The following is a 1,331-nucleotide window of genomic DNA, read 5'->3' as shown; positions in this document are numbered from 1 at the left end:
TTGGCGAAAAAGGTATAGATGACCGCCGACCTTTGAGCGGCATCGTGTGATCCTGCGAAGAGGTAATTTTTCCTTCCTATGGCCACAGGTCTGATGGCATTTTCGGTGAGATTGTTGTCCATCTCGAGCATTCCGTCCAGCAGGTAGTTCGATAAAGCAGTCCATCGGTTGGTACAATAGGCAAAAGCTTTCCCAATGGCGGATTTTGGCAGCACCTTTTTTTGTTCTTTTGCCATCCACTTACCCATTTCGTTGATGATAGGCAAAGATTTTTCTAACCTGAGTAATTTGCGTTGTTCAGGGCTCATTTTTTCATCCCTGGCCTTGGTTTCAATCGCATAAAGTCGTTGTATATACACAAGGGCTTGTTGAGCTCTTGCCTTATCGTTGTTTTCTGCTTTACTGAACTCACGACGGGCATGTACCCAACACGCTACGTGGGTAATACCAGGTTTTTTGGCGACTTTTTCATAAACGGCATAACCATCTGACTGGAGATACCCTTGAAAGTCTCCCAGCATTTCTTCTGTGGCGGCATAGCCTCTGGTGGCTTGATAATCAAATACAATACTTTGTTCGAAAGGGTCGTGGTAGACCCAAAAATAACCTTGGTGGGTAGCTCCTTTCTTTTCGGAAGTGAGCACCTTAATAGGAGTTTCATCAGCCTGGAGGTAACCTCGGTTTTTAATCTCGTTTACCAAGCTTTGGTACAACACCTCCAAACATTCAATGCCTCTTTTGACCCAGTTATTAATGGTTGAGGGGCTGATTTTAACCCCCTCTCGTCTAAATATTTTTTGTTGGCGATCAAGCGGAAGATGGTCTACATATTTATTTACCAAAATAAGGGCAATGAGTGCCGCACTTGGAATGCCCTTGTGAATGACACGAGCGGGCAACTGGGCAATCACTGGCTTACCTTCCTTATCTTTAGGAGCATACTTATAACGAATATAGCGTTTGATGTAAAAACGAGTAGGCACACACTCCAACTCTTCGGTTACTTCTTTGCCAATGCACACCATCTCTGACAAATCGCCTTCGGGATAGATTTCAATTTCTTCTACGGGCAAGTGTTCAGGTAACTTGGCACGCCCAGGATGCTTACGTTTTTGTTTGGTCTTGGTGGCTTCCTGCTGCTCAATAAGTGTTCTTTGTTGAACTTCTTTGACCTCAGCGGGCGCTTCAAATGGCAAAGGAAGTTGCTCAGGGTTGGCAATAAACCGTTCTCTTTTTTGACCGTGCAACAAACGTTTGTACTCCGCTATTTGAGCCTCCAGGTAAGATTTTTCCAGTAGGAGCTTACCCTTTTCTACTTGTAAATCAGCTTT

The 1,331-nt window shown here is 44.4% G+C and carries 1 protein-coding gene; it reads right to left on the bottom strand.

Features of this window, described 5'->3' with window-relative positions; translation table 11 throughout:
* On the bottom strand, window positions 1–1,331 hold a 1,331-nt coding region (locus Q0954_RS33930), incomplete at both ends, for an IS66 family transposase (RefSeq protein ID WP_366916778.1).

The sequence above is a fragment of the uncultured Microscilla sp. genome, assembly GCF_947493425.1.
GTDB lineage: Bacteria > Bacteroidota > Bacteroidia > Cytophagales > Microscillaceae > Microscilla.
The sequence above is the reverse complement of the archived record's forward strand: the minus strand, read 5'-3'. Positions and strand labels throughout refer to the sequence as shown.